At 40.2% G+C, this 23,963-nt stretch carries 24 protein-coding genes and 1 pseudogene; 17 read left to right on the plus strand and 8 right to left on the minus strand.

Annotation, left to right across the window (positions count from 1 at the left end; genetic code table 11):
• The first annotated feature begins 207 nt into the window (after window positions 1–207).
• Window positions 208–1,680: an ABC transporter substrate-binding protein/permease gene (locus EKM61_RS06585; protein WP_068377146.1), complete on the plus strand. Its 1,473-nt coding sequence runs from the start codon at window positions 208–210 to the stop codon at window positions 1,678–1,680.
• 203 nt (window positions 1,681–1,883) lie between these two features.
• Here the strand turns inward: EKM61_RS06585 and EKM61_RS06590 are convergent, their stop codons facing one another.
• The 3 genes from EKM61_RS06590 to EKM61_RS06600 all read right to left on the minus strand — a co-directional run bounded on the left by EKM61_RS06590 (window position 1,884) and on the right by EKM61_RS06600 (window position 5,307).
• Complete coding sequence (locus EKM61_RS06590) at window positions 1,884–3,296, minus strand: MFS transporter (protein ID WP_068225877.1); 1,413 nt, start codon at window positions 3,294–3,296, stop codon at window positions 1,884–1,886.
• Window positions 3,297–3,660: 364 nt separating this feature from the next.
• Window positions 3,661–4,689 (minus strand): amidohydrolase family protein, encoded by a 1,029-nt coding sequence (locus EKM61_RS06595; protein ID WP_068225876.1) that lies wholly within the window; start codon window positions 4,687–4,689, stop codon window positions 3,661–3,663.
• Between the two features lie 84 nt (window positions 4,690–4,773).
• Window positions 4,774–5,307: a TetR/AcrR family transcriptional regulator gene (locus tag EKM61_RS06600; RefSeq protein WP_068225875.1), complete on the minus strand. Its 534-nt coding sequence runs from the start codon at window positions 5,305–5,307 to the stop codon at window positions 4,774–4,776.
• A 339-nt stretch (window positions 5,308–5,646) separates the two neighbouring features.
• Here EKM61_RS06600 and EKM61_RS06605 point away from each other — a divergent pair, with 339 nt between their 5' ends.
• Entirely contained in the window at window positions 5,647–6,303 is a 657-nt protein-coding gene (locus EKM61_RS06605) for a hypothetical protein (RefSeq protein ID WP_068225874.1), read from the plus strand.
• Between the two features lie 142 nt (window positions 6,304–6,445).
• Here EKM61_RS06605 and EKM61_RS06610 read toward each other — a convergent pair whose 3' ends face one another.
• Genes EKM61_RS06610 through EKM61_RS06630 form a run of 5 tightly spaced genes read right to left on the minus strand, consistent with a single transcriptional unit; the run spans window position 6,446 to window position 9,927 of the window.
• Window positions 6,446–6,682: a hypothetical protein gene (locus EKM61_RS06610; protein ID WP_068225873.1), complete on the minus strand. Its 237-nt coding sequence runs from the start codon at window positions 6,680–6,682 to the stop codon at window positions 6,446–6,448.
• Window positions 6,683–6,705: 23 nt separating this feature from the next.
• A complete protein-coding gene (locus EKM61_RS06615; protein ID WP_068225872.1) occupies window positions 6,706–7,431 on the minus strand; it encodes an energy-coupling factor ABC transporter ATP-binding protein in 726 nt (241 codons plus the stop codon).
• Between the two features lie 5 nt (window positions 7,432–7,436).
• Window positions 7,437–8,258, minus strand: coding sequence for an energy-coupling factor transporter transmembrane component T (locus EKM61_RS06620; protein WP_068225871.1), 822 nt, complete (start codon window positions 8,256–8,258; stop codon window positions 7,437–7,439).
• Complete coding sequence (cbiM, locus tag EKM61_RS06625) at window positions 8,236–9,228, minus strand: cobalt transporter CbiM (RefSeq protein ID WP_068225870.1); 993 nt, start codon at window positions 9,226–9,228, stop codon at window positions 8,236–8,238. Before cbiM ends, EKM61_RS06620 begins: the two co-directional genes overlap by 23 nt.
• A gap of 33 nt (window positions 9,229–9,261) precedes the next feature.
• Window positions 9,262–9,927 carry a Crp/Fnr family transcriptional regulator gene (locus EKM61_RS06630; protein ID WP_068225869.1) on the minus strand — a complete coding sequence of 222 codons (666 nt, stop codon included), beginning with the start codon at window positions 9,925–9,927 and terminating at the stop codon, window positions 9,262–9,264.
• Window positions 9,928–10,162: 235 nt separating this feature from the next.
• On the opposite strand from EKM61_RS06630, the gene larA reads away from it, so the two are divergent.
• The 15 genes and pseudogenes from larA (at window position 10,163) to EKM61_RS06705 (ending at window position 23,835) form a co-directional block, all read left to right on the plus strand.
• Window positions 10,163–11,437, plus strand: coding sequence for a nickel-dependent lactate racemase (gene larA / locus EKM61_RS06635; protein WP_068225868.1), 1,275 nt, complete (start codon window positions 10,163–10,165; stop codon window positions 11,435–11,437).
• Between the two features lie 11 nt (window positions 11,438–11,448).
• Window positions 11,449–12,192, plus strand: coding sequence for a nickel pincer cofactor biosynthesis protein LarB (larB, locus tag EKM61_RS06640; RefSeq protein ID WP_068225867.1), 744 nt, complete (start codon window positions 11,449–11,451; stop codon window positions 12,190–12,192).
• A gap of 15 nt (window positions 12,193–12,207) precedes the next feature.
• Entirely contained in the window at window positions 12,208–12,984 is a 777-nt protein-coding gene (gene larC / locus EKM61_RS12285) for a nickel pincer cofactor biosynthesis protein LarC (RefSeq protein WP_068279418.1), read from the plus strand.
• A 41-nt stretch (window positions 12,985–13,025) separates the two neighbouring features.
• A complete protein-coding gene (locus EKM61_RS12290; RefSeq protein ID WP_263850772.1) occupies window positions 13,026–13,436 on the plus strand; it encodes a nickel pincer cofactor biosynthesis protein LarC2 in 411 nt (136 codons plus the stop codon).
• 182 nt (window positions 13,437–13,618) lie between these two features.
• Complete coding sequence (gene larD / locus EKM61_RS06655) at window positions 13,619–14,335, plus strand: D/L-lactic acid transporter LarD (protein ID WP_068225864.1); 717 nt, start codon at window positions 13,619–13,621, stop codon at window positions 14,333–14,335.
• Between the two features lie 32 nt (window positions 14,336–14,367).
• The gene (gene larE / locus EKM61_RS06660) at window positions 14,368–15,189 is read left to right on the plus strand and encodes an ATP-dependent sacrificial sulfur transferase LarE (RefSeq protein WP_068225863.1); all 822 of its coding nucleotides are present in this window, start codon (window positions 14,368–14,370) and stop codon (window positions 15,187–15,189) included.
• Window positions 15,190–15,506: 317 nt separating this feature from the next.
• Window positions 15,507–16,418: pseudogene (locus EKM61_RS06665) on the plus strand (PLP-dependent cysteine synthase family protein).
• A gap of 19 nt (window positions 16,419–16,437) precedes the next feature.
• Window positions 16,438–17,577 (plus strand): trans-sulfuration enzyme family protein, encoded by a 1,140-nt coding sequence (locus EKM61_RS06670; protein WP_068225862.1) that lies wholly within the window; start codon window positions 16,438–16,440, stop codon window positions 17,575–17,577.
• A gap of 15 nt (window positions 17,578–17,592) precedes the next feature.
• Entirely contained in the window at window positions 17,593–18,120 is a 528-nt protein-coding gene (gene epsC / locus EKM61_RS06675) for a serine O-acetyltransferase EpsC (RefSeq protein ID WP_068225861.1), read from the plus strand.
• A 522-nt stretch (window positions 18,121–18,642) separates the two neighbouring features.
• Window positions 18,643–19,446, plus strand: a complete 804-nt coding sequence (locus tag EKM61_RS06680; protein WP_068225860.1) for an SDR family oxidoreductase — start codon at window positions 18,643–18,645, stop codon at window positions 19,444–19,446.
• A gap of 21 nt (window positions 19,447–19,467) precedes the next feature.
• Complete coding sequence (locus EKM61_RS06685) at window positions 19,468–21,318, plus strand: BglG family transcription antiterminator (protein WP_068225859.1); 1,851 nt, start codon at window positions 19,468–19,470, stop codon at window positions 21,316–21,318.
• Window positions 21,319–21,822: a transcriptional regulator GutM gene (locus EKM61_RS06690; RefSeq protein ID WP_068225858.1), complete on the plus strand. Its 504-nt coding sequence runs from the start codon at window positions 21,319–21,321 to the stop codon at window positions 21,820–21,822.
• A complete protein-coding gene (srlA, locus tag EKM61_RS06695) occupies window positions 21,819–22,397 on the plus strand; it encodes a PTS glucitol/sorbitol transporter subunit IIC (protein ID WP_068225857.1) in 579 nt (192 codons plus the stop codon). Before EKM61_RS06690 ends, srlA begins: the two co-directional genes overlap by 4 nt.
• A 33-nt stretch (window positions 22,398–22,430) precedes the next feature.
• Entirely contained in the window at window positions 22,431–23,444 is a 1,014-nt protein-coding gene (gene srlE, locus EKM61_RS06700) for a PTS glucitol/sorbitol transporter subunit IIB (protein WP_068225856.1), read from the plus strand.
• A 16-nt stretch (window positions 23,445–23,460) separates the two neighbouring features.
• On the plus strand, window positions 23,461–23,835 hold the full coding sequence (locus EKM61_RS06705; protein WP_068225855.1) for a PTS glucitol/sorbitol transporter subunit IIA: 375 nt from the start codon (window positions 23,461–23,463) through the stop codon (window positions 23,833–23,835).
• Window positions 23,836–23,963: the final 128 nt, after the last annotated feature.

Below are 23,963 nucleotides of genomic sequence, written 5' to 3' on the forward strand. Positions count from 1 at the left end.
CAATCGTATGATCAAACAGATCCAGCGAACGGCTTTTGGTTTTCGTAACTATCACCATTTAGTTTCACGGATCAAACTACAACAAATGCGCACCAAACCAAATAAAAAAACAGCATTAGAAGTTGCCTAACTTCTAACGCTGTAAAATTGGCTATCAACAGGATTTGACAGAGAGCCGATGATATTCTGATTGATGGAGCGAATGAGATGAAAAAAGGGCTGCAGTTATTTTTGGTTATTTGTTTAGTATTTATGGGGCTAGGGAGAATTGTGCAACAACCGGCACAGGCCGCAACGGATGATTCTTTGGCCCGAATCCAAAGAAAAGGAACGTTGGTTATGGGTAACTCGCCGAACTACCCACCATATGAATTTCAGGTAAACAAAAACGGTAAAGAGAAAATTGTTGGGATGGATATTGAGATTGGTAAAAAAATTGCGCATGATTTGGGCGTAAAATTAGTGATCAAGAAGATGTCCTTTGATTCGTTGTTGGTTGCGCTGGAAACGGGCAAGGTTGATATGATTTTGTCTGGTATGAGTCCGACACCAGAACGACGAAAGAACGTTGATTTTAGTAATGTTTATTATTCTGGTGGGCAAGATATTTTGATTAATAAGGCGGACAAAGGCCTTTACCATAATAAGGATTCTTTTCGGAGTAAAAAAATTGGTGCCGAAACGGGGACTTTACAGTACGATCAGGCCAAAAAGCAGATGCCAGGTATCAAGGTTGTTGGAATGGACAATGCTTCTGATCTCATTTTGGCGTTAAAGACCCATAAAGTCGACGGTGTTGCCAAGGATGAAGCTTCAGCAACCGCTTACGCTAAAAATGATCCTGACTTAATCGCTTTGAAAGGACACTTTAAGACCAGTAAGGCAGAAGCTGGTAACGCAATTGCTTTGCCAAAGGGATCCACTTCACTGCGTTTAGCAATTAATAAATCGCTTAATACGATTAAACAGAAAAATTTGATTCAAAAAGAGTACTTAGTTACCGCTGGTAGTTACATGAAAGTTAATACACAAAATACATCGATGCTGCATTACTGGAGCTATTTTGCAAAAGGGGTTCTGTACACATTAGGAATTTCATTAGTTGCAGTGATCATTGGCGTTTTACTAGGTATTTTACTAGCCTTAATTCGATTGGGGCACATTAAAATATTGCGGGCACTGGCAACGGCTTACGTCGAATTTGTTCGTGGTACACCGCTAATGGTACAGATTATGTTTGTCTACTTTGGGATTGGCGTTTTTGTTAACATACCAGCTTTAATCGCCGGAACAATTGCGGTTGCCTTAAATAGTGGCGCATACGTTAGTGAAATAATTCGTGGTGGTATTAATTCTGTTGCTAAAGGGCAAGTAGAGGCGGCGCGGAGCTTGGGATTAAGTCAAAGCTCAACTATGCGTTACGTTGTTTTTCCACAAGCCTTAGCGAATATCTGGCCGGCCCTTGGGAACGAATTTATTTCGCTAATTAAGGAAACTTCAATTGTTTCAATAATTGGTGTTACCGATTTAATCTATCAATTACGAATTGTGCAAGCCGATACCTATAAAGGGGTTATTCCGATTGTGATCGCCATGATTCTCTATTTCATCATGACCTTCAGCTTATCAAGGGTGCTTCGGCATTACGAAAATCGTTTACGGCACCCGGCAACGGAATAAATGATCAAAAACAGGACAAATAGTAGCTGTTGAAAGCTACCCCATTGGAAATGGGTAACTTTCAAGACAACAGACTATTTGTCCTGTTTTTTTTATTTTGGCCATTGAGATTCGACCTAGTTATGATCGACATCACCGGTGAGGCTGGTGCCTAGCTTCAATTGCGAAGTAGAACCCGGATACTTTTTCAAATATTTCTTAAATTAATGAGTAGTTGTTGCATTATTTTTTTGACGTTTAAAATTAAGTGTAATAAGACAAAAGATTATAATTGCCAAAATTAATAACAGTGTGAAATCATGTTCACTACCAATGGCCGTTAAATGGCGTGCAGATAATTTTAGGCCACTGTGCTGACTCTGACTCAAAAAGGTTGCCATGATGGCAGTACCAAGGGAGCCGGCATATTGCTGGCTAGTACTAAAAGTAGCATTGGCGTCTTGTTGTAGATCTTGCGAAACCTGTTGAATACCATTGGTCATTGTATTGCCAAAGCCGAAACCAAAGCCAAGCCCGAAAACAATGTAGAAGATGATAATTAAGAAAGTTGTTAAATGTAATCCGAAAAGAGCAAAGAGGAGGGTGGCACCAATAACTAAGATACTACCAATTCGAATTGGATAACCGGCCCCACGGCTATCTAGTAAGTGTCCACTAAGTGGTTGAACAAGTGCCGAGACCAAACTTCCTAATAAAATAGCCGATCCAGCAACTAGCGAATTATTACCTAGCACTAATTGACCATAATTAGGCAATAAGAACGAAATCCCGATGTTGATTAACTGGAATAGGAAATAGGTGATCACACTTAGATTGAAAGTAACGGACTTAAAGACTGCCAGATTGAGTAGATCATGCTTAGAGTGCTGTGAATGTTTAACAAACCAGACTAATACCAGAACGCCAATAAGTAAGAAGCCCCAGAAGTTGTAATTTAACCAACCATAGACGCCAGCACGGTTAAAGCTTTCAGCAATTAAGAAGAAAGAGATTGCTAATAAAATAAAGCCAAAGTAATCAAAACTAGCTTTTTGTGTTTTAAAACGTTGCGGAATTGTTAAACCGCCGAGAATAACTGCAATTAAAACAATTGGTAAAATAATCCAGAAAATCTCGCGCCACGAGAACAAATAAGTATTCATGCCGCCATAAGTTGGGCCAAGTGATGGTGCGATACCAACAATCATCCCGCCAATTCCCATGAACACGCCTAATCGTGACGCTGGTATTTGTTGTAAAATAATGGCAAACATTACTGGAATTGTTAATCCCGTTGCCACAGCCTGTATCAGCCGACCAATCAACAGTGTTGCGAAGTTTGGTGCCAGACCGCAGACGAAAATACCCAATAAAAAAGTGATTCCGGCAAAAATAAAGATATGTCGTAAATGAAAGCGGCGTTGAATAAAAGCCGAAGCAGCCATTACCAATGATACTAGCAACAAATAGCCCGTTGTGATCCACTGAACAGTACCAATTGGTAAATTAAATTGTTTCATCAAAGTTGGGAAGGTTACGTTCATTGATGTTTCGATCAAAACCCCACAAAAAGCCATAAGTCCAGAACCAACGATGGCTAGAATTATTTTAGTGGGAATTCTTTTTTCTTCTAACAAAATCAATTTTCTCCTTTAAAGTAATGAAATTAGGTGCAAAAAATCCTTATTCTATTTGGTATGTTTAATGAGTGGGACCAACCAAGGAACATTTTAAATTAGTGAACGTATTTTAGACCAGTCAAACCAGTTACTAATATTGTAATAGTAATAATTAGGTTTGCACGCATTATATCAAAAATATTGATGCGCTAGTTTAACCGTTTAAATTGGAAAAATAAAATAGGACAAATAGTCACTGCTGAAAATTATCTAACTCAAACTTGGCATCAAGCTAGTTCGCATTAGATAATTCAAGAAGACAGACTATTGTCCTACTTTTTTGGTGAAACTGAAGTTCAGTTCTTGATTGTGGGAGAAATTATTATTTTAATTTCAATAATTTTTCGATATTTCCGTGGGCAATTTTTTCTTTATCGTCCGCCGAAATTGTTGTGTTGGCAAGAAAATCTTCGGCATTACCCTTAACGTAAGGATAATCCTGGGCCCATAAAACGTGATCCGTACCCATTTCAGTGAGAACTAACTGCATTTGTGGCCAAGTAAACATACCACTAGGTGTCACGTAGACGTTCTTTTTGTAATAATAAGAGACTGGGTGCGCTAATGGATTACCAACAACTGGCGTAGTTGCGTCGTCTAGACGTTCCAAGAAGTAAGGTACAAATTCACCCCAGTGGCCAGAAATTAATTTTAGATTTGGAAATTTATCGAATAATCCAGATAAAATTAGGCGCGTAACGTGCAGGCCAGCTTCCATGTGCCAACCCCAGCCTGGCGTTGCCATGATGGCATTAAAGCCAATTGGATTCATGTCACTATAATAGGCTTTACGAATGGTTTCTGAAGGCATTGAAGGATGAATATAGAGTGGTACGTCAAGTTCGGCCGCCATTTCAAAGATTGGTAAAAATTGTGGTTCATCCAAAAAGTGACCACCTCTAGCAGTACCTAATAGTAAGGCGCCTTGTAAGCCTAATTCAGTAACGGAACGTTTCAGTTCTTGAGCGGCCGCCTTGGGATCAGAAACAGGTAAAGTTGCAAAGCCAAGGTAACGATCTGGATGGCGTTTTACATTGGCTGCAATGTTATCATTAATTCTTTTCGTTAATGGAATAGACTGTTCTGCTGGTAACATATCTGGATTGGTACTAGCGTCACCATACGAAAGAATTTGCATATCAATGCCATTTTTATCCATATACTGAAGTCGGTTTGTATCTAGATCCTGCATTTCCTCTGGTGTTACGGCATAAGCGACAAGACCTTCAGCAAACGAACGACCAAATTCTTGTAAGGCCTTAGGATCGGAAGGCTGGGTCTTCATGTAGTCCATGATTGCCTTATTTGCGTAAGCCGTACTGATGTGTTCTTCGGTTGTAATTAATTTCATAACATCACCTCATTTAAGATTTAAGTACAGTATAGCGAGATTAAAACGGAAGTTATGGACCGAATTGGCCAATAAGTTGTGTAACTAAAAAATTTTATCTAAATTATTGGTAAGGTGTAGAAATAAGTCAGTTGCTTCACTTTCAGACCACGTATGATCCAATACGTAAGCGCGTAAAAACATATAAGTTGCCGCGGCGTAAACATTACAAATGGCTGCTTCGTCGATTAACGAGATTTTATTTTGGTGAGCAATATTTTGATTGAAGAGCGATAAGCGTTGAATAAATTCTTGGCGGGTGTTTGACCACTCAACTAATTCGAAGACCGCGGCACGCTGTTGCCAAGTTTTCATGAGTTGGGCGGTCATGCTCCGGGCGGTTAAGCCTTGGAGCCGAAAATCCTTTTGAAATTCACTGAGGTGTTTGTCAATCATTGTAACGATTACTTGTTTCGGTGATAAGTAGTAACGATAGAAAGTTTGGCGAGAAATTCCGGCCAATTTGGCTAATTTAGGTGCACTAAGGGTTTCAAAATTAACTTTCCTTTTACAGAGGGTAAATAAGGTGGTATCGATCTGGGTTTTAGTTTTTAAAATACGTTTATCAACTTGTTTCATGACGGCCTCCATTTAAATCTCGGGAGTGTTTGGAAAAGCGTTGCATCATCCAAGGATATTTTACTTAGTTTTTAAGAAATATTCAATTTTGAAGATTGCGGTAAAATACAATATTTCCTGGGAAATTAATTTTGCTATGGGATTGTAGTGTTCCGCGGCAATTTAAGCAATCATTTTGAATGATGCCGTAGCTTCGCTTAATTCAAATTTCGGTTCTTAAAAGTAGGGCGGTCGCGAAGTATTAGAAGGTGTTTAGAAATTTGATTATTTTGTCATTATTTCTAAATAGCTTTATAGTTAATAAAGTAAGTTAAATTAATTAGTAGAGGGGTGACCAGCGTGGCTAAAATGAAAGATTTTCACCAAAGAATGGATTTTTTAGTTCTTTCAATTTTAATGAATGCTACTGGCAACGCCTTAACAATTTCTACTAATTTAGGGAGTGCAGTTTGGACAGGGTCCTCGGTTAATTTGGCCAATTGGATTCATGTCTCATTGGGCACAACTTTATTTATTTACGGGATCGTTATTACGTTGGTTAATCAACTTTTGCTGGGTCACTTTGATCGGCGCCGCTTTTTTTCCAATTTACTTTACATTGTACCTTTCAGCTATTTAGTCCAAATAATGACGACTGCATGGGATTGGCTAGGTGTCCCTCATCTAGGACTTGGTGCTCGAATCATTTTAGATATTGTTGGTATTCTAACTGTGGCGGCGGCCGTATCGATCTACCAACGTTCGAATATCCTAATGCACCCCAATGACGATTTGTCCTATATTCTTAGATTCAAGTACCTTAATGGCTCAGCAATTTTAGGACAATGGGCAAGTTACACGCCACCAATTATTATTACGATAATTTCATTTATTGCGACCGGCCAACTTAAAGCGATTGGTTTTGGTACAATTTTGGCATTAGTAGCTCAAGGTGCAATCATGAATTGGTCTGATCACCACGTTTTTCCAAGCCTTAAACACCACGTGGATATTTGATAATAAATAAAATTTACCAGTGTATAAAGTTAAGCGCGCTTAATCAATCACAACAAAATAGACGCATAAGGTTGTTTACTAGCCTTATGCGTCTATTTTGTTGGTTATTTTAATTTAACCACTTTTCTAACCATTCGCTAATTTAAAGGCGGCTATTATAAATCAAAAAGCTGATGTAACAAAGATCGCCGTCTGGTAGTGGGTAACCAGAGTTTTGGTTGGTTCCATCATTTTCATGTAGAACAACAAATTCGCCACTACCATAATCCTGTTTATTCAAATACGTGACTAATTTTTCATCGCATTCAGCTAATGTTTTGCCGGTTACAATCCGTTTGTTCCAACCACGATGAATTTCGTTGTTTATGTTCATATTCATAATTAATTCCCCCAAATGTAAATTTATATTAAAGTAAGCTGTTGACCTAATTCTGGCATAGCCATTAAATCAGTGGCACTCAAATCATGAACGATTTTATGTTGTTCGTTAAAGATAACAAACCGACTGGCACACTGTTTGATTTGATTGTAATCATGGCTGGCAATCAAGATTGTTTTTCCAGCCTGATTGAGTTGGGTTAGTAAATCTAAGATTTGTTGTTGCGCAATTGGTGTTAGGCCGCTCAATGGTTCGTCTAAGATTAAAACACTGGGATTTAGAGCCAAGACACTGGCCAAAGCGACACGTTTTTTTTCACCTCCAGAAAGATGGTAGGGAACACGATCGCGAAACTCACTACAACCAGTTAGTGTTAGGCAATCCGTAACCCGTTGTTCAATTTCAGCCGCTGACAGGGCTAATTGTTTAGGGCCAAAAGCGACTTCATCGGCTACAGTTAGATTAAATAATTGGACGTCACTATTTTGAAAGACAAAACCAACCTGTTGGTGGAACGTTTGCCGTCTTTTAGCGTTTTTTAAGAAAGTCGTATCGATTAGTGCATTGTTGAAATAATAAGTACCACTACTAGCTGTTTTTAAACCACTTAGAATGTTAAACAGTGTTGATTTACCAGAACCATTGGGGCCCATGAAACAAACAAATTCACCAGCTTTGATTTGTAGATTAATATCATTTAGGCCACAAGTAGCTGGATAATTATAGTTTAAGTGCTGCACAGTTAACATTAAAATTAGCTCCCCAAAAAGAATAGTAGACCGAATAAAGTGGCGCCCAGTAACAAAACGAGATTATCGCGCCAGTGGTGAGTAGATCCAGCTTCTTTTTGATAGTCACCTGTGAAACCACGTGCCTCCATTGCGTCATATAAGGCCAAAGCATAATCGTGGGTCTTTAGGTAAAGTATACCAAAAAGTTGGCCGATCGTTTGGTACGGGTGGGCCGTTTTACCCACCGATCGCAAGGTGACGGCCTCCAGTAGGCCTAATAAATATTCGGCCAGTAGTTTTAAGTAGGTGATGGTGATAGCAACAGTAAAGATTAGACCATTAGGGCAGTGTAGTTGTTTAAGGGCAGTTATAAGCGCCGTAAAGGTTGTCGTTGTCCGGTAGTAACTAAGATTTAATAGAATTAGACAAGTTCGGCCAAAGAAAAATAGTGCGTTTTGGTCGGGAAGTAGCAGAAAGCTTGGTAAAACGAGTAGGCCAGCAAATAAACTACTAATGACTGTTTGTCGAATAATCTTTTTTAAGTAAACAGGCGGTAGCGCTAATAGAAGGCTCAAGTTGCAAACTAAAATTAACCACGCTATAAATGGATTCTGGTTTAAAGAAATTAACAAAACAGTGCTCAAAGTGATTAATAATTTAACCTGCGGCGCCAACCATCCTTTAAGGGGTTGGTGTTTGGTATCGGCCTCTTGAGCAAACCGCCGTAATAGCTGGCTTAGCCGCTGACTATTTTGCTGTAGAAAGGAGCGACCGCCACGTTTAGGGGCGATAACGCGCGTTTCCTGTAGCCAACTTGGTAGCTCAACTTTCTTTGTTTTGATCATAATGAATCACCCGAACAAATAGGAAAAAGATAAGTAAGACGGTTACGGCAGATAAAATATACCCAATTGGCAGCGGAACACCCCTAATAGTGTAATTATTAAAGAGTGCATTGAAATGAAGGCCATGACTGATACCACTTGGCGCGTGAGTGGCCAGGTGGGCAGTCTGCAAGCGTTGCTGTAATTCTGTTTTATTCCACTCACCCCAGGCCGTTCCAGAGGCGATTAAACCAAGTGGCGAAAGGATGGCCAGGCCGGCTAATAGGCCGTAAATTGCTTTAGTGTGTACTTTAGTATTTTTAGTTGCTGCATGATAAATACTGTCTGGCGCTGCCTTCTTGATAAATTGGAAGACCAAGACAGTGAAAGCTGCCTCAACCCAACCAACAATAAGTAAATGGGCCGTTAGCATGGCAGGGACTGCAATATTCAATCCATAGGGACAGTAAAGCGGTATTCCCTGCTGATTGTGAAATAGAAGTGGCTGTAAACCGAGCTCAATTCCGGCAACTAAAGCCGCGAGATTGATACCAACGTAAGCACCAACGGCTAGACCTATTTTTTCATGGTGTAATCGGCGGCCAATTAAATAGCAGGCATAACCGACAAAAGGCATGATGAAAGCCATATTAAAGGCGTTAGCATCAAAAGCTAAAATCCCACCGTCACCAAATAATAGTGCTTGTAGGAGTAACGTAATGGAAAGTGCTAAACAGGCCGCCCAGGGTCCCAAAAGCACCGCGAGTAAAGTTCCCCCAACAGCGTGGGCGGTGGTTCCGCCTGGAATCGGTAAATTAAACATCATGATCAAAAAGGCCAATGAAGCCGCCACGCCTAGCAGTGGAATGGTTTCTTTTTTTTCTTTAATTTGGGCTTTCACTTTTAAAACTGAAACTGTCCAAATTGGTGTCATAACGGCGATTAGTGTACCGCACGTTGTTGGACTCAAATAATTATCGGGAATATGCAATTTAGTAAGCTCCTTATCCAATAGTACTAAGGTTTAATTAGCAATATGATCGATGAGGTAGCTGATATCGGTAATAATAAATTTATGATTTTTGGTGGTAAGAGCGCCATCGTTTTTGAGTTCATTTAACATTCGGTTAACACTACTACGCGAACTAATACCGCAAAAGCCGGCAATGTCATCGTTTGTGACGATAAAATCAATCAGGATTCCTTCCGGGACTTGGCGGCCAAATAAATCAATTAAACTGTAGATAAAAGCACAAACAGCTCCCTTTTTTCCGTTCATAACCATTCGTTGTGAGCGGAAAATATTTTCGGAGAGCTTTTTTCGATAATAGTTTTTAACGTAATTCTGTAATTCCAAATTTGCGTTGACGTAATTCCAAAAAGTGACGCGGTCAACTTGATAAAACGTTGCTTCGTCGGATTCTATTCGTACATTAAATGGTTGATCGGTGTATTTTGAAACTTCATCGCGCAATAATGAAATGACATCTGGTTTGACGATGTAAGAAAGATTAAATTCACGACCATCCTGCAAGATAATACTATTTTTAATAATACCTTGTTTCAAAATGTAGGTGTAGTGCTCGGCAAGTCCATGGTAAGTGAGATACGTATGTCGTTTTTTGTTAATTATCGGAACGTGGTGTTCATCTAAATAATTCATTAAGTACTCAATATCAGTTAATACCATTCGTCGTCATTCTTTCATGTAAGTTTTGGTTAGTCAGGAACAATTCGTTTATTACTGCACCGCCAAAACTACAATTACTTCTGTATCATACCCGTTTCAGTAAATTTGGCGACAGCATTTAAAGTATACATTTGTTAACCAGTTTTGAAAACGCCAAAGGTAGCAGACAAACTAAAAAAAGATGAGTATAACAAAGCTTGCATGTAAATTTTATAGAGGAAGAGGATGTCATTTCATGGTAGCAATTGATTTGCCATATGATAAGACGACAATTACTGCAAAAATTGCGGATGAAAATTTTGCGGGAAAACTTGTCTCAAAAGCGGCTACTTATAAAAATAAATTATCAGAAAATGAAACCGTTGACCGTTCATTAGATAATCCGATCGGTTCAGAAAGCCTAGAAACTTTAGCGACCGGTAAGAAGAACATTGTCATTATTAGTTCGGATCATACGCGCCCAGTTCCATCACATATTATTACGCCAATTTTATTGCGTCGTTTACGAAGTGTGGCGCCAGATGCTCGAATTCGTATTTTAGTAGCAACTGGTTTTCACCGACCTTCAACCCATGAGGAATTAGTTAATAAATACGGTGCAGAGATTGTTGCTAACGAAGAGATTGTGATGCATGTTTCCACTGATGATAGTTCGATGGTTAAAATTGGCCAACTACCCTCTGGCGGAGATTGCATTATTAACCGGGTAGCTGCCGAGGCTGATTTGTTAATTTCTGAAGGCTTTATTGAATCGCACTTTTTTGCCGGTTTTTCTGGTGGCAGAAAGTCCGTTTTACCAGGTGTTGCATCGTATAAAACAATTATGGCGAACCATTCTGGTGAATTTATTAATTCTAATAAGGCCCGAACGGGTAATTTAATGCATAATCCGATTCATAAAGATATGGTTTACGCTGCACGAACCGCTAAATTGGCCTTTATTATCAACGTTGTGTTGGATGAAGATAAAAAAATTATTGGTTCTTTTGCCGGTGATATGGAGGCCGCACATAAAGTGGGTTGTGAATTTGTTCGCGATTTATCTAGTGTGAAAAAGATTCCTAGTGATATTACGATCTCTACCAATGGTGGTTTTCCATTGGATCAGAATATTTATCAGGCCGTTAAAGGAATGACGGCCGCGGAAGCAACCAACAAAGAAAACGGCACGATTATTATGGTGGCCGGTGCTCGTGATGGTCATGGTGGCGATGGTTTTTACCATAATTTAGCTGACGTAGATGATCCAAAAGATTTTTTGGACCAAGCAATTAATACACCACGTCTAAAGACTATCCCTGACCAATGGACTGCCCAAATTTTTGCCCGAATTCTGGTTCATCATCACGTTATATTTGTCTCTGACCTAGTTGATCCGGAATTAATTACTTCAATGCACATGGATTTGGCGACTTCTTTGGATCAAGCTTTAGAAATGGCGTATCAACGTGAAGGCCAGGATTCAAAAGTTGTTGTTATTCCGGATGGCTTAGGCGTTATTGTTCGTTAGTTGGTGTAATTATGGATAAAAAGGCTTTACAAGAATTACTACAACAAGTTGCCAATGGAAAAACGAGCGCAGAAGTCGCTGCGGCGAGTTTAGAAAAACAATCTTTTACCGATATTGGTTTTGCCAACGTTGATTTGGCACGCCAGAAACGTAATGGCTATCCAGAAGTTATTTATGGAGAAGGAAAGACTGCCGAACAGATAGTTGAAATTGCAAAGGTGCTTCAACAACAGACTGCACCGATTTTAGCAACTCGTGTCTCGCCAGAAAAGTTTGGTGCCGTAAAAATTGCCTTGCCTGAGGCAATCTATTATAAAGAAGCACGTTGTACCGTGATTGGAACGGCGCTGCCACAAACGAAAAGCTACATTGCAATCGTAACTGCCGGCACTTCAGACGTGCCAGTTGCCGAAGAGGCGGCAATTACCGCGGAAACGTTTGGTAATCAGGTGGAGCGTGTCTACGATGTCGGCGTGGCTGGAATTCAGCGCCTGTTTGCCCGGTTAGACGTTATTCGTGGTGCGAAGGTCGTGATTGTGATTGCGGGAATGGAAGGCGCCTTGGCCAGTGTTGTTGGTGGTTTGATTAATAAACCATTAATTGCGGTTCCTACTAGTATCGGCTATGGAACTAACTTTGGTGGTTTGACAGCACTCATGACGATGCTTAATAGCTGTGCGTCGGGAATTACAGTTGTTAACGTTGATAATGGCTTTGGTGCGGCCTATTCGGCTAGTATGATCAATCATTTATGATGAGGGAGATTTAGAATGCGAATACTTTATTTAGACGCTTTTTCCGGTATTAGCGGTGATATGTTTATTGGTGCGTTACTTGATTTAGGTGTTGACTTTGAGCAATTTAAGCAAGAATTAGCCAAGTTGGGTGTTCATGGCTACACTTTGAAAAAACAAGAATTAGCTAAGAGTAGTATTTATGGAACGGACTTTGACGTTATTCTTGATCACGAAAAGGATCATGGTTTTGTTGAACGGCATCAAGCAGGCCAGCACCACCAGCATGGGCGGCATTTAGACGAAATTCTTGAATTGATTAAAAATAGTGATTTATCAAAACGTGTTAAAGAACAAGCCAGTGCGGTTTTTTCTGAAATTGCTAAGGCCGAAGCAACCGTTCATCATTTACCGCTCACTGAAGTCCATTTTCACGAAGTTGGCGCGCTTGATTCTATTGTTGATATCGTTGGCTGTTGTATTGCCTTGGAGCTATTAAATGTTGATCAAATTAAGGCCTCTGAATTAGCTGATGGCACTGGCCTTATCCAAGTCGCTCATGGGCAAATGCCCGTTCCAGTGCCGGCGGTTATGCAAATGCGCGTTGGCACCGCTATTCCGATTAAACAGCGGTTGGATGTTAATACGGAGCTGATTACACCGACTGGCATGGGGTTGGTTAAAACACTGGTCACTGATTTTGGACCACTACCAACTGATTTAACGGCGGAAAAAATTGGTTACGGCTTTGGCAAACGTGATACAGGTGGTTTTAATGCCTTACGTGCCATTATTTTTGAAAAAAAAAACTAAGTCAGCAGGAAATTAGTAAAACAGGCGATGAGATTTTACTAATTGAGGCCAACCTCAATGATCAGACCGGTGAGGCGTTAGGTTACGTGATGAATCTACTGCTGGATGCAGGCGCACTTGATGTTTTTTTCACACCGATTCAAATGAAGAAAAATCGGCCAGCCGTTAAACTATCGGTATTAATTAGGCCAATCGAGCGCGCTAAATTTGCGCGCTTGATCCTACAAGAAACAAGCACGATCGGTGTTCGTTATCAGAAATGGCAGCGCACAGTTATGACGCGAAGCTTTGAAAAAGTTACGACAGAATATGGTCAAGTTCGCGTTAAAGTCGCCACCTATGATGATTTAGTTAAACGGACACCTGAATATGAAGATTGCTTAAAATTGGCCCAGAAGCAGCACGTTACGCTAACTGCAGTTTATCAGGCGGCAATTCAGCAATTTCAGTAACTGTATTTTTGAATTTTAAGATAGGATTGGAAATTATTTTTTTAGCAAGCTAGTGGAGCTGTGTTTGGACAACCTTTTTTTAGTATTTACTTGACTAATTTAGTGAAAACAGGGTAACCACAGTAATCTAAACGCTTTTCCAACACTCTTGGGTACACATTAAATTTACGGGAGGAGATCACTTGTTTCATCAATTAGTTGCAGAATTTATGGGGACCGCCTTAATGATTATTTTTGGGGTTGGCGTTCATTGTAGCGAGGTTTTAAAAGGGACTAAGTATCGTGGTTCAGGCCACATTTTTGCTATTACGACTTGGGGATTTGGGATTACGATTTCACTATTTATCTTTGGAAATGTTTGTATTAACCCAGCCATGGTATTAGCGCAGTGTTTGCTAGGCAATCTAAAATGGTCATTATTGCTACCTTATTCACTTGCCGAAGTATTTGGTGGAGTTGTCGGTGCCATGATCGTTTGGGTTATGTACGCCGATCACTTTAAGGCCTCAGAAAACGAAATCTCACCGATTACGATTCGAAACCTCTTCTCTACTGCACCTGCCGTTCGTAATTTACCACGTAATTTCTTTGTGGAATTTTTCGACACGTTTATTTTCATTTCTGGTATCTTGGCCATTTCGCAAATTAAGACGCCGGGTATTGTTCCAATTGGTGTTGGTTTATTAGTTTGGGCGATTGGTATGGGGCTCGGCGGACCAACTGGTTTCGCAATGAACTTGGCCCGCGACATGGGCCCAAGAATTGCGCACGCGTTATTGCCAATTAAAAACAAGGCTAATAGTGACTGGCAGTATGGTATTTTGGTACCTGGTATTGCACCATTTGTTGGCGCGGCCTGTGCTGCTTTATTCATGCACGGATTTTTTAATATTCAATAATTTGATTAAAGGAGAACTTCAAATATGCAAACATTAAACGAAAAAAACAAACACTAACGACAACTTTAAAGAGCTTAAACCAGGTAACTGTTGCTTTTTCTGGTGGGATTGATAGTACCTTGATTTTAAAAATGGCGCTAGATACACTTGGCAGTGAGAATGTTGTTGCGGTTGTTGCTAACTCAGAATTATTTACGAACGAAGAATTTGATAGGGCCATTTCATTGGCAAAGGAGTTAGGTGCTAACGTCCAAGCAACAACGCTTGACTACTTGGCTAATGATCACATCAAACAGAATCTGGCCGATAGCTGGTACTACGCTAAGCAAATGTTTTATTCACGGTTAACTGAAATTGCTGCTGAAAATGGTTCGACGGCCGTGCTTGATGGCATGATTATGGATGATAAGAATGACTATCGACCAGGTTTACGGGCACGGGATGAAGCAGGTGCTCGTAGCCTTTTACAAGAGGCAGGATTGTACAAAAAGGATGTTCGTGAATTGGCCCAAGAATTAGATTTAACTAACTGGAATAAAGTTGCTTCTTGCTCAGTTTCATCTCGTTTTCCATACGGGACAACGTTAACTTCTGCGACTATTCAACAAGTTATGAAAGCCGAAAAGTACATTCGTGATCTTGGCTTTCCAACTGTTCGCGTTCGTTTTCATGATGACGTTGCTCGAATCGAGATTCCAGAAGCGCGAATTGGTGATTTCTTAGTCTTTAACGAACGAGTTAATAAAGAGTTAATCAAGGATGGTTTTAAGTACGTCGCACTTGATCTCGGTGGCTTCCGCAGCGGTCGAATGAACGATGTTTTATCAAAGAAACAATTAACTCAATTTGCTTAAACTATAATTTGTAATTAAGTTACTTACAGAAAGTGACCTGTTGACAGGTTTTATTTATTCAGGTATGCTCAAGCCATAAAGTAATTTGGAGGTAGTCATTTATGCTATTAGCACACACGCAATTAAACAATTGTTGCTGTGGATCGCGTCTTACGCGACCCACTGATTGGTGTGCCTAAAAATAGTGACTTCCTTTAGGTTAACGTAAAATCAGATAATCGTGTAAGGCGCAGATTCGGTAACTTTGAATCTGCGCCTTTTTGTATCCAATTTTACGAAATACATACTTGAGCAGTTTAGAAAGTGAGGAAATAACGATGTTGGTTAACAGTATTTACCAGACGATTGGGCAGACGCCATTACTACGATTAAAAATGGCCGTTCCCAATGGTAGTCGGATTTACGCGAAGTTAGAGATGTTTAATCCAGGCGGCAGTGTTAAAGATCGTTTAGGAATGGCACTGATTGCTCACGGCCGCGAGATTGGAAAGATTAGTGAAGGGACAACCATCATTGAGCCAACGGCGGGAAACACGGGAATTGGTGTTGCGCTAGCTGCACAGCAGTATCAGCTGCCAGTTAAGCTGGTGGTTCCCGCGAAATTTAGTTTTGAAAAGCAGACACTAATGCGGGCGTTGGGAGCCGAAGTAATCAATACACCAGCAGAGGCCGGTATTAAAGGGGCAATTGCGAAAGCACAAGTATTGGCTAAAGAAATTCCTAATGCTTACGTTCCGCTACAATTTCAAAATCCGGCCAATCCTGATGCTTATTACCAGACACTTGGACCAGAGATTCTAGCTGATTTAGCACAACGGCCAATTAATGCTTTTGTGGCCGGAGCTGGCAGTGGGGGGACCTTTGTTGGAACGGCACGTGCGCTACAGGAACGATATCCTGCAATGCAGGCAATTACTGTGGAACCTGAGGGCTCAATCTTAAACGGTGGTCCTGAGCACGCGCATTGAACTGAAGGAATTGGCGTTGAATTTATCCCACCATTTTTTAAACAAATTCAGGTTGACCAGGTTCAGACAATTAGTGATGTTGCGGCTTTTAAATACGTTAAATGGTTAGCAAAGAACCTTGGTCTATTTGTTGGTAGTTCAAGTGGCGCAGCCTTGGCGGCCAGTTTAAAAGTTGCGGCGGAATTACCAGCCCAATCTACCATCGTGACCGTTTTTCCGGATTCAAGTGAACGTTATTTAAGTAAAAAAATTTACGATTAAAATAGAAGGGGTCATAATTATGAAATTTAATACTAAATTGATTCATGGTGGTATTAGCGAAGATTCAACTACAGGGGCGGTTTCAATTCCGATTTACCGCTCATCAACGTTTCACCAGCATAAAGTTGGCGGTGCACCAAAATGGGAATACGCACGGACGGGTAACCCCACCCGGGCAGCGTTAGAACAATTGATCGCGGATCTGGAACAAGGAACGGCCGGCTTTGCCTTTTCATCTGGATCAGCAGCAATTCACGTGGTTTTCTCACTATTTTCAGCCGGTGATCACATTGTTGTTGGTAATGATGTCTATGGCGGAACCTTTCGTCTAATTAATCAGGTGCTAAAACGTTTTGGTCTAACCTTTACGGTAGTTGATACGCGGGATTTGGCGGCCACTAGTGCTGCAATTCAGAGTAATACTAAAGCAATTTATTTGGAAACACCGACTAATCCGTTGCTACGAATCAGCGATATTCAAGCAATTGCCAGGCTCGCTCAGAAACAAGGCGTGCGCACAATCGTTGATAATACGTTTGCGACACCCTATAATCAAAATCCGCTGGTGCTGGGTGCAGATATTGTGGTCCATAGCGCAACAAAGTACCTTGGCGGGCATAGCGATGTAGTTGCTGGACTAGCGGTCACTAATGATAATCAAATTGCGGAACAGTTGGCCTTTTTACAAAATTCAATCGGCAGTGTGTTAGGGCCGGATGATAGTTGGTTATTGCAGCGTGGTATTAAAACCTTAGGCGTTCGGATGCGTGTTCACCAAGAAAATGCACAAATTATTTATCAGTACCTTGCTAATAACGCTAAGGTGGCAAAAGTTTATTATCCAGGTAATCCGGCTGGAGATGGTTACGCCATTGCAAAAAAACAGATGAACGGCTTTGGCGCAATGCTTTCGTTTGAATTACGGCCTGGGCTGGATCCGAAAAAGTTTGTTGAAAGCCTGCAAATCGTTGACCTTGCAGAAAGTCTTGGTGGTGTGGAAAGCCTAATTGAAATTCCGGCAGTCATGACCCACGGCGCAATTCCCCGGGAAATACGTCTGGAAAATGGTATTCAGGATGAGTTGATTCGCCTATCAGTTGGTTTAGAGGATAGTGCAGATTTACTGGCCGATCTGCAGCAAGCCTTCGCACAGATTTAAAAAGGAGACGAGTGCATGTTTACGGCAGCAAAAGCGATTCAACAACGCGATCCAGCAGCTCATAGCGTGTGGGAAGTTATTTTGACTTATTCTGGCTTTCACGCCTTGGCCTTTTACCGATTGGCACATTGGTTTCAACAGCATAGTCATCACTTATTGGCCGCATTAATTGCACACTGGGGAAAACGAGTAACCGGCGTTGAAATTCACCCCGCCGCTCAAATTGGCCGGCAAGTTTTTATTGATCACGGGACAGGTGTTGTTATTGGTGAAACGGCGGTGATTGGTGATCGGGTGACAATTTTACATAATGTCACGTTGGGTTCACGGCACCTTCAAGCCGGCCGGCGCCACCCAGTTGTTGCTAATGATGTTCTGATTGGTGCAGGTGCACAATTACTAGGTGCAATCCAAATTGGTGCGCACGTAAAGATTGGTGCCGGAACGATTGTTTTAACGGATGTGCCAGCCTATACGACAATTGTGGGTAATCCCGGGAAGCCAGTTGAGCAGCAACGGTTAAAATTAGCGCGGTTAAACTAATTAATTGACCGATATAATTGAATAAAAATGATAGATCTTAAAAGAAATGGTGACTTAAAAGAAAAATGCTTGGCTCATTAAATATTTAAATGAGCTATTAGTGTTTCTAATTGTCACTTTTGAGGTCTATTTTTTTCGTGAATTTAGTTGCTACATGTATTGGGAAGAGTCAGTGGTATAAGGGCTAACCGACAGTGGCTCATTTTTGCAACATTTTTAATCGCGATGCTTGCAGCGTAATAATGAAATGATCTTTGAAAGACTATTTGATCAAATTTGTTCTATTTTAAGCCAATTTATCCTATTAGCTAGCCCGCCCACTCCGTATAATTTAGTTATTAGATTGATAGACCAATTTTATATAAATCGATATTAATCCCTCTAAAATAGACTAGTTAAGCAAAACCAATAGTTATTTTATGATTCTTGTATTGTTTTATCCCAACCTGAGAATTTTACTGACTTAATAAATGTTAGCGGTTTCGTTATGCTTTGGACATAGAAATTAAGGAGGAAATTCAAATGGCAATTGATTGGTTAAAATTACAAGGTAAAACAATTATCGTGACAGGTGGTTCATCGGGTATCGGGGACGCAATTGTTCAGGAATTGATTAATCAAGGAGTTAGCGTGATTAACGCTGATTTAAGAGAAGGACAGTTTAAGGCGGATAACTTAACTTTTATTCAAACTGATGTAACCGATAAGGCGGCGGTTAATGCACTGGTTAAACAAGTTGTGGCTAAATTTAAAACAATTGACGGTTTAGTTAATAACGCCGGAATTAATTTACCTCGTTTGCTAGTCGATGCCAAACAGGCAGATGGACAATATGAGTTAAATGAAGCCGCATTTAATAAAATGTTTACGGTTAACGTTAAGAGTGTCTTCTTGATGTCCCAAGCAGTCGGCCGTATTTTAGCCGCGAAACATGAAGGCGTTATCGTTAATATGTCTTCCGAAGCCGGGTTAGAAGGTTCACAAGGCCAAAGTGTTTATTCGGCCACAAAAGGTGCAATTAATGGATTTACACGCTCATGGGCTAAGGAATTAGGCGAATTTAACGTGCGCGTTGTTGGTATTGCGCCAGGCATCATGGAAGCAACTGGTTTACGGACACCTTCATACGAAGAGGCGCTGGCTTATACAAGACATAAAACAGTTGAACAATTACGGGCTGGTTACAAGAGTACAACTACGACACCATTAGGACGTAGTGGACGTTTATCAGAAGTTGCTGATGTAGTTTGTTACTATCTTTCTGACAAGGCAAGCTATATTACCGGTGTTACAACAAATGTGGCGGGAGGTAAGTCTCGCGGATAAAAAGATGTGGAGGGAAACTAGGTGGATAATCAAGATTATCGGTTGTTAAAACGATTTATTACGCATGATTCGGTTTCCCTTGCCGAATTAATTACGCTTGAGAATATTTCCCAAAAGACATTACAAAAACGAATTACCCGGTTAAATACGATTTTGATTGGAATTGCTCAAATTAAAGAGCGGCATGGGCGTTACTACCTTCAGATTATTGATTATCACGCACTTAGTCATTTACAAGTTAATTATTTACGCGAATCACTGGACTTCAATGATAGTGAAAAGCGCCAGGCCTTTATTCTTCGCCAATTAGTTGAAACCAAGGGCTACCTAATTCAGGATGATTTGGCGGATAAATTAACAATCAGTAAGGGTACGCTGAGTAAGGATTTAGTTAAGCTGAAACAAACGTTGCAATATTATGAAGCCACGATTGTATCGGTATCCAATCACGGTATTAAATTGCGACTAGGACAACAATACCAACTACCAATTATTTTACTAAATGAAACTTACGATTATTTTTCTTCCGAATATCGATTGGATGAAAAGATAAAATCACTGATCGATCGAATTGGAAAAACAACAGAAACGGTTCGCTTGAAAAAATTTACGGCAGTACTTTGCTATTTGTGGCAATTGGGTTATCGTTTTGACGAAACAATTCCACACTACACTAATTTAGTTAGACTAACGCCGGCAGTACAACAGCTAACAATGGCATTAGGCAAATTGCGGCAAGAACCATTAACTGAAAATGAAAAGGATTTATTGTATTATCCCTTAAATCTTAAATATTCGGATTTACTGGATAAGAAATTAGTTGAATGTGCGGTCAAAGAGAACTGGGCCTTAATCGAGATCATTCAACAGCAAATTGAAACACACATTCAGGTCAATTTAGACTATCAACACTTTCATGAGCAAATTAAGTATCACCTATTATTCTTGTGTAATCGCGCTATTTTCACGACGCCGGCAAGTGATATTTTTACTAACGAAATTGTTAAAAATTATCCAGTGGCGGCCGAGTTAGCACTGATTTCACTTACGACACTAGAACAGCAATTAGGCGTCATCATTAATTCAGTCGAGGCTAATTATTTAGCAATTTATTTTCAATTAGCGCTGGATGATACACAAGATTTTTTACCAGCAGTTCAAACAGTCGGTCTAGTCGGAAATATCGGGATTGGTGCTCAACAATTTTTAAAGAAGCAATTGGCCGAAGTTTTTGCGGATCAAATTAAAGTAGTGGCAATTCATGATTTGGCCAAGCTAAAGCAACCTGATTTGAATTTTTTACTAATATTCTCCGATCGACCACTGGATTTAGGTGGAAATTACACGCCAGTTGTTCGGGTAGATGAACTATTTAGAACCGAAGAACTCAGTACTAAGATTACGATTTCGTTAGTTCAGCGGGCAATTCAGGCCAAATCGTGTACTTTTGCAGTTAATTATTTGGCCCCAGCAACGACGACTTACCGCGAGTTGGTTGATCAAATGATTGATCAAGAGACGGAAAAGGGTCATTTAGCGGCTAGTTTTAAACGAATTTGGCATAAGCGTGAGTTGTTGGGCAGTAGTATTTTTGAAAACGGTGTTGCCATTCCCCACGCGATTAATGAGGTAAAAAAACAGCAAATTTGTTTAAGTGTTGGTATTTTGAAGGAGCCATTTAAGGCTGGTAAACGTGAAGTTCGGTTTATCTTTTTGATTGGCATTCCCCAAAATTTAAATCAACAACTAAATCGTGTACTAGATATTATTTATGATTTTATTTTCAATTTAGTTCACCAAAAGGATATCCTGCAAAATTTATTACACTACCAAATCGATCAACCGATTGACCAGTTAATGGAGGGAATTTAGATGTCAAACTTAGTTATACTTATTATCTTTATCTTTTTAGCATTCTTGTTTCAAGCGGCATTGGGTTTCCTCCAGGTTCGTAATTTTGCCAAACATTACGGCCAGTTACGACGGCGTGGTCGGGTTCTGATCGGACGTAATCCAAAAAGATTACAGGCAGGAACGTTACTTTTAATTGCGCTAGATGGCAACAACGTAATTAAAAGTTGCCAAGTAATGAAAGGGATTACAATATTTGCTCACTTTAAAGAAATTAAACGTTTTAATGGGCAGTCATTTATTGAATTAGTTACGGATTATACGCAACTTCATCAAGAAAACCGTTTAATTCGCCAGTGTCTTTTGAACGCTTATCAAACATTGATTAAGTACCAGAATGGCACTTTGGCCGAACGTGATTTTTCAGGTCAAACGAATTTCTTTGAGTTACCACTGGTGACCTATTTCAGAAGTAAAATCAATCATTTTCAGGGTAGATTAAAGAAAGAAGGAATTATGAAATGAAATATATTACTGGTTTTGCTTCCGGTTTTATGAACCTATTTCAAACTGGTGGTAAAACGTTTATTACTTGGATGTCGACGATCATTCCAGTTGTCTTGCTATTATTAGTTCTGATGAATACCATTATTTCCTTTTTAGGCGAAGAGCGAATGGAAAAATTGGCCAAGGCTTCATCAAGAAATCCCATCACACGCTACATGATTTTACCGTTTTTGGCAGCGTTCATGTTAGGTAATCCCATGTCATTTTCATTAGGCCGTTTTATGCCAGAATTCTATAAGCCTAGCTATTACGCGGCTTTAGCTCAGTTTAACCACACAAGTAACGGGGTTTTTCCACACATCAATCCAGGTGAATTATTTATTTGGTTAGGAATTGCGCAGGGTGTCCAAAAATTAGGCTTAAACACGATGGATTTGGCCGTTCGTTATTTGCTTGTTGGTTTAGTGATGAACTTCATTGGTGGCTGGGTTACTGATTTTACGACCGCTTATGTTTGTAAGACAAGCGGGGTAATCCTTTCTAAAGAAGTTAAGTTGTCGGTTAAAGAACAGGGAGAAACGGATGCTGCGTAGATTAGGTTAAAAACACGTTAGGAGAAATTAATTATGGCTTGGAAAAGTATAAAAATCACTAAAGGCAGTGGCGGTTATGGTGGGCCACTAATTATTACACCGACTGAACAAAAACATCAATTTATCTATGTTACAGGTGGTGAACGACCGAGTATTGTTGACCGCATCGAAAAATTGACCGGTATGAAGGCCGTTGATGGTTTCAAAACATCGATTCCAGATGAAGAAACGGCACTGGCAATTATTGATTGTGGCGGTACGTTACGTTGTGGTATTTACCCTAAAAAGGGAATTTTAACGGTCAACGTTTTGCCAACTGGTAAAAGTGGCCCATTACAGAAATTTATTCACCCGGAAATTTATGTTTCTGCTGTTACCGATAAACAAGTTGCCTTGGTTGATGATAGTACAGAGACGATCGCAACAACTGCAGTTACGGCGCCAATTTCGGAAACTGAGGAAACCACAGCGCCTAAATATGATTCCAGTAAGAAGCTTACTGAGCAGCTACACCACACTAGCTTTATTGCCAAGATTGGTACTGGCGCCGGTAAAGTTGTGGCAACTTTTAATCAAGCTGCTAAGGAATCAGTTCAAACGGTTATCAATACAATTATTCCCTTTATGGCTTTTGTGGCATTACTAATCGGGATTATTCAAGGATCGGGAATTGGTAAAATTTTTGCGAAATTAATGTCGCCACTGGCCGGTAACGTAGTTGGGCTTTGTGTCATCGGGTTTGTTTGTTCGCTGCCATTTCTATCACCGTTGCTTGGGCCAGGAGCAGTTATTGGCCAAGTTATCGGAACGTTAATTGGTTTAGAAATCGGTAAGGGCACAATTCCACCACAGTATGCTTTACCAGCATTATTTGCCATTAATACACAAAATGGCTGTGACTTTATTCCAGTTGGTTTAGGTTTAGAAGAAGCAGATTCTAAAACCGTTGAAGTGGGGGTTCCATCGGTACTTTATTCACGCTTTATTAACGGGGTTCCGCGAGTTTTAGTTGCTTGGGTAGCTAGCTTTGGTTTGTACGCAAAATAAAAGGAGGTAGGTTAAAATGGAAAGTGTTAAGACGACAATTTTTGAAACGACAGTTACTGAAATTGGTGCTGAAGCAAAGGGCTTTAAAGAAATCAATATGGTGATTTTCTTTGGTAAAGAGGCTCCGGACGCGTTACGTTCTTCTTGTTACTTGATTGATGTTATGCCGGTTAAGGCAACACCAAAGCCAGGAATGACACTCTTAATTGATGATCAAGCGTATACAATTACAGCCGTCGGTAATGAGGTCATGACCAATTTAAGTAATCTTGGGCACATTTCAATTGTATTTGACGGTTCAACTAAGCCCGAATTGGCCGGAACGATGTACGTTGAACAAAAGGCCTACCCGGAAATTAACGAAGGGTCGAGTATTCAAATTTTAAAATGAAAATAAAATTAAGGCTTTACGCACGTTCTTCGAAAACAGTAAAAGGCTGGGACAAAAAGTCCCGGCCTTTTACTGTTTTCGACTGCTATTCTAGAACGTGCGCCAAAACTGACTTTTGCCCCACTTCC

The sequence above is a fragment of the Loigolactobacillus backii genome (assembly GCF_003946275.1).
Classification (GTDB): domain Bacteria; phylum Bacillota; class Bacilli; order Lactobacillales; family Lactobacillaceae; genus Loigolactobacillus; species Loigolactobacillus backii.